Annotated in this window: 6 protein-coding genes and 2 pseudogenes; 7 read left to right on the top strand and 1 reads right to left on the bottom strand. The window is 35.6% G+C overall.

Going from position 1 to position 4,574, the window contains the following annotated elements; genetic code table 11:
* The 6 genes and pseudogenes from GO685_RS05420 to GO685_RS03505 all read left to right on the top strand — a co-directional run.
* The coding region (locus tag GO685_RS05420; protein ID WP_218939223.1) for a hypothetical protein at positions 1 to 194 on the top strand (194 nt) is incomplete at its 5' end.
* Positions 195 to 198: 4 nt separating this feature from the next.
* A complete protein-coding gene (locus GO685_RS03525; protein ID WP_175937595.1) occupies positions 199 to 975 on the top strand; it encodes an ATP-binding cassette domain-containing protein in 777 nt (258 codons plus the stop codon).
* A 141-nt stretch (positions 976 to 1,116) separates the two neighbouring features.
* Complete coding sequence (gene tatA / locus GO685_RS03520; RefSeq protein WP_006013840.1) at positions 1,117 to 1,284, top strand: twin-arginine translocase TatA; 168 nt, start codon at positions 1,117 to 1,119, stop codon at positions 1,282 to 1,284.
* A gap of 130 nt (positions 1,285 to 1,414) precedes the next feature.
* Positions 1,415 to 2,071, top strand: a complete 657-nt coding sequence (locus GO685_RS03515) for an exopolysaccharide biosynthesis protein (protein ID WP_175937593.1) — start codon at positions 1,415 to 1,417, stop codon at positions 2,069 to 2,071.
* Positions 2,064 to 3,436 (top strand): annotated as a pseudogene (cysS, locus tag GO685_RS03510) (cysteine--tRNA ligase). Before GO685_RS03515 ends, cysS begins: the two are co-directional and overlap by 8 nt.
* Before the next feature lie 6 nt (positions 3,437 to 3,442).
* Complete coding sequence (locus GO685_RS03505) at positions 3,443 to 3,856, top strand: YqaA family protein (RefSeq protein WP_175937592.1); 414 nt, start codon at positions 3,443 to 3,445, stop codon at positions 3,854 to 3,856.
* Here GO685_RS03505 and GO685_RS03500 read toward each other — a convergent pair.
* A pseudogene (locus GO685_RS03500) lies at positions 3,846 to 4,304 on the bottom strand (EndoU domain-containing protein); the annotation flags it as partial. The gene GO685_RS03505 and the pseudogene GO685_RS03500 sit on opposite strands and share 11 nt — an antisense overlap.
* 121 nt (positions 4,305 to 4,425) lie before the next feature.
* Here GO685_RS03500 and GO685_RS05870 point away from each other — a divergent pair.
* Positions 4,426 to 4,574: transposase (locus GO685_RS05870; RefSeq protein ID WP_410543293.1), on the top strand; the 149-nt coding region annotated here is incomplete at its 3' end.

The following is a 4,574-nucleotide window of genomic DNA, read 5'->3' as shown; positions in this document are numbered from 1 at the left end:
TAATATGCCATTTGGTAGTTTCTCTATTTGTAGCTAAGTTAAACTACCAGTTTTTGCTACATCTTTCCTTATTTTCTCATGATAAACTTTTGTTCATAGAGACTAGATCTCCTGCATCACCAATTTATAATAACAAAAAACATTTCTGTATGTTTCTTGAGTATAATGCTATTATATTTAATAATACGGTTTAAATTGATGCTAGTTAACAACATTAGTTATTTCTATAACAGTCAAGACGATTTCGCTTTAAGCAACATAAATATTGAGGTAAAGAGAGGAAATGTCGTATGTCTACTAGGACATTCGGGTTGCGGCAAGTCAACGATTTTAAAATTAATTGCAGGGATAGAAAATCCAAAATCTGGCACCATTTTTATAAATGATAGGCTAGTTGCAAGTAGCCACACATCAATTGCAATAGAGCATAGGAATGTCGGATTGATTTTTCAACATTCTGCTCTATTTCCTCACAAAACAGTAGTAGAGAATATAACTTTTGCTATTCGTAGCTCCTCCAAAAAAGCAAAGTATCTCACTGCATTGGAAATTTTGAAGCTATTAAACATAGAAAAATATGAAAATATGTATCCTAATGCCCTATCAGGAGGGCAGCAACAATTAGTTGCAATAGCGAGAGTAATGGCACAAAATCCTGATGTTGTGTTGCTCGACGAACCATTCTCTAACTTAGATATACTGTCAAAGTGCCGAATAAGACATCGTATATTGTCTCTTTTTAGAAGTAAAAATACCCCCGTGTTAATGGTAACTCACGATCCGCAAGAAGCATTAAAAGTCGCAGATTTTATCTACGTAATGAAAAGCGGTAAAATTATCCAATCAGGAGTTTCCAGTGATATATATCATAGTCCTAAAGATCATACGCTAGCAAAGTTCTTTAGTGAGTTCTCTTCTACTTTGCAGTTAGGTGATGAGCTTCCGTTTGATGGTATACTTGCTGCAAGAAAATAATCTAGTCTGAAATTATTATAAAATAGAACTAAACACTAAAAAATTTTGATCTATAACTAAATAAGATGATATAATTGATGTGTTACTTGACTTCAGTCAGGTCTCAATTTCTAAAAGTTAATATTTTAAATGGAGGTGCAAATGAGCTTAGGACCATGGCAATTGTTTCTAGTCTTAATAATAATCTTAGTTCTGTTTGGCGCAGGTAGGTTACCACAAGTTATGGGTGATCTGGGAAAGGGCATTAAAAACCTTAAACAAGAACTTAAGGACTCAGAGAAACTGTCATCTAACGAGCCGGATCGTTAGCGTCTTTATACTTTGTGACACGTACTTTAGTGCGTGTCATTTGTTTAAAAACTTGAACTAGCTAAAGAATAGATTGAAATACTGCGGTAATTATGTTAGTTAGAAGGAATCATTTTGTTAAAGGATAGTTGTGCAAAAAGGTGAGAAATTAGCCGAAAATAAAAAATTAGCTTCTGACATTCTAAAAGAGGTTGCAGACACCAGCAATGCCAATAGTGATAAAGTAACACTGTTTGACATAAAAACAGCTTTGCATGAGCGCGGTTTTGGTATTTTAATAATTATCTTCTCTTTGCCACTATCAGTACCTATACCGGTTCCACCTGGCTATACAACTATACTTTCTATACCTCTAATCCTATTCTCACTGCAGCTTCTGTTGGGGTTTGATTCTCCTTGGATGCCTCACTGGTTGGAAAGAAAGTCTTTTCAACGTTCAGCACTAGTTCTTGTGGTCCAAAAAACTTCTCCTGCTTTAAGAAAAATAGAAAAATTCATGAAACCGAGAATGTCTTTCATTTTCTGCGGGCCAGGTGAAAAGATTTTAGCTTTCGTAATGCTGCTTTGTGCATTATCAATAGCCATTCCGCTGCCCCTAACTAACTTTATTCCTGCAATTGGCACAACTCTCATTTCACTTGGTATTATGAGTAAAGATGGGCTTCTCTCTATACTGGGGGTCTTAATGTCTTTGTGCGGGTTATTACTTACTGTTGTTATAATAGTTAAAGGACCACAGCTCATACTTGGAGCATTTTCTTTTCTAAAAAGTTTTGTATATGGTTAGGCTCTATAACACCTTAACAAAAAAAAAGAGCCTTTTATACCGGTCGACAAAGATCATGTAAAAATGTACGTTTGCGGACCAACGGTATATAACACGGCACACATAGGCAATGCACGTTCTATTGTTGTTTACGACGTATTATTTCAACTGCTTAAATTTTGTTATGGAAAAGTTACTTATGTGCGCAACATAACCGATATTGATGATAAGATAATCAACGCAGCAAGTGAGAAAAACAGCAGTATAGAAAGCATCAGCACATACTACACTAGGGCTTTTCACGAAGACATGAAAAGCATAAACTGTGCAGAGCCAACATACGAACCAAAAGCAACGGAAAATATAGATTGTATTATCAAATTAATTGAACATTTGCTGCAATCTGGTCATGCCTATGAATCCAATAAGCATGTATATTTTAGCGTAGAGTCTTACTCTGAGTACGGTGCTTTATCAGGGAAAAAAATTGATGAATTGGATTATGGCAAAAGAGTTGAAGTTGGTGAAAACAAAAAACATCCCGGAGATTTTGTACTATGGAAACCTGCAAATGACATTGACTATAAGCTTTCAAGCTACTGGAGTAGTCCATGGGGAGAAGGAAGACCTGGATGGCATATAGAATGTTCAGCAATGTCAAATGCTTACCTTGGTCAAGACTTTGATATTCACGGCGGCGGTATAGATTTACAATTTCCTCATCATGAGAATGAAATTGCACAGAGTAAATCTGCATTTGCCGGATCAGTATTTGCAAAATATTGGGTACACAACGGTTTTCTTACGGTAAATGAAGAAAAGATGAGCAAGTCTTTATTTAATATAGTCAAGATAAGAGATCTACTCCATAGCGGAATAAAGGGTGAAGTAATACGTCATGCACTACTCAAAACTCACTATAGAAAACCACTTGATTGGACGAAAAATGTTATTTCTGAGTCACAAGAAACTCTAAACAAGTTTTATCGGTTATTACGTGACGCGGATGTAATAGATGTTGAGAAAAGTGATGCAGAAGTCTCTAAAGATTTCGTAGAGGCTTTAAAAAACGACTTAAATATCCCTGAAGCCTTAGTCATATTGCATGAAATGGCCACAAAAATCAATAGAACGAGTAACAAAAATGAGAAGCTCAAATTAACTGAAAGTTTCGTTAAGGGCGCAAGATTTATTGGTCTTCTTGAGTCAAGTTATCGAGAGTGGTTTACTGCTGGTGTGAGTCATCAAGAAATAGAAAGACTGATAGATTTAAGAAGGACAGCGAAACAAAACAAAGATTACGATACTGCAGACAAAATAAGAGAGCAACTAAAACAAATGGGAATCTCAATCTCCGATAACGAAGATGGTACAACGACCTGGTAAACTTATATGGAAAATTATCTTCTGTTGTTCACAGATAACCTAATATCATCGCTGATCTTACCTATATGTCAAGGTTTTGTGTTTTATACTATGTTGTATTTCAGGTCGTATTACAATCTACTACTTATGTTACTTTTTGGAGTATTGGGATCAAGCCTTGGTGGGGTAGTTAATTGGTATTTAGGTAGAATAACAATTTCTATCAGGAAATCATACCACAAACTAGAGAGCGGGTACAAAACACCAAAAATCATAAGAAATCTGCTGATCTGTGCAGTTGCACTACTTTCGTGGGTGCCAGCACTTGGAAACACGATTCAAGTTTTGTCAGGTTATTTTAAGTTAAACCTCATTGTTTTTACTCTGTTAACCATCCTATCCAACTTTTTCTACTTGTTATACCTCCTCATTACTGTTTAGTAGCTTTTGTCTTACGCCCATCAATGCAGCTACAATTAGTACTTTTATCATTACATTTTGGCGTTAAGTTAGGATAGAACGTAAGTATGGCATCATTCTTTCTCACAAACACCGATTGATAATTGTCATCTTCCATTTTATATAGGCACATTCCATCTTTTTCCAATGCCTTAAATGCTTTAGTTGCTGAGACTACAATATCATCAGCATGAAGGTTATATGCATACCCATTTGGGCACTTAACTTTTACTTCTCCATCTTTTCCTAAATATTTCATTCCAAATGTATAAACTGGTGGATCAACTTCTAATTTATTGCACAGAGACTTATCATTCCAAATCGCACCTGCCCATTTATCTTTTTGAGCCTCAACGTACCTACCTATAAAATGCATACCACCAAGCCCCAATCTATCTGGCTCACCACAAAAAATATGTCCAAACCCTAGTCTCTGTGAAAAAAGTTTGTCATGAGAAAATAAGGAAAGATGTAGCAAAAACTGGTAGTTTAACTTAGCTACAAATAGAGAAATTACCAAATTGAGAATATTTGTGGAAACAGTGTGGTACATGGCCAAAAGTGGCTGCCAGTGTAGGCTTTTACCTAAAATATATGCTAATTACAGGAGTATACACAGGCGATTTAAAAGGTGGTGTGAAAAGAAAACTTGGGAAAAGTTGCTTAAATATAGACAAGAGCCAGATTTGGAAGTGCACAT

It is taken from the genome of Wolbachia endosymbiont of Madathamugadia hiepei, assembly GCF_013366855.1.
Classification (GTDB): domain Bacteria; phylum Pseudomonadota; class Alphaproteobacteria; order Rickettsiales; family Anaplasmataceae; genus Wolbachia.
The sequence above is the reverse complement of the archived record's forward strand: the minus strand, read 5'-3'. Positions and strand labels throughout refer to the sequence as shown.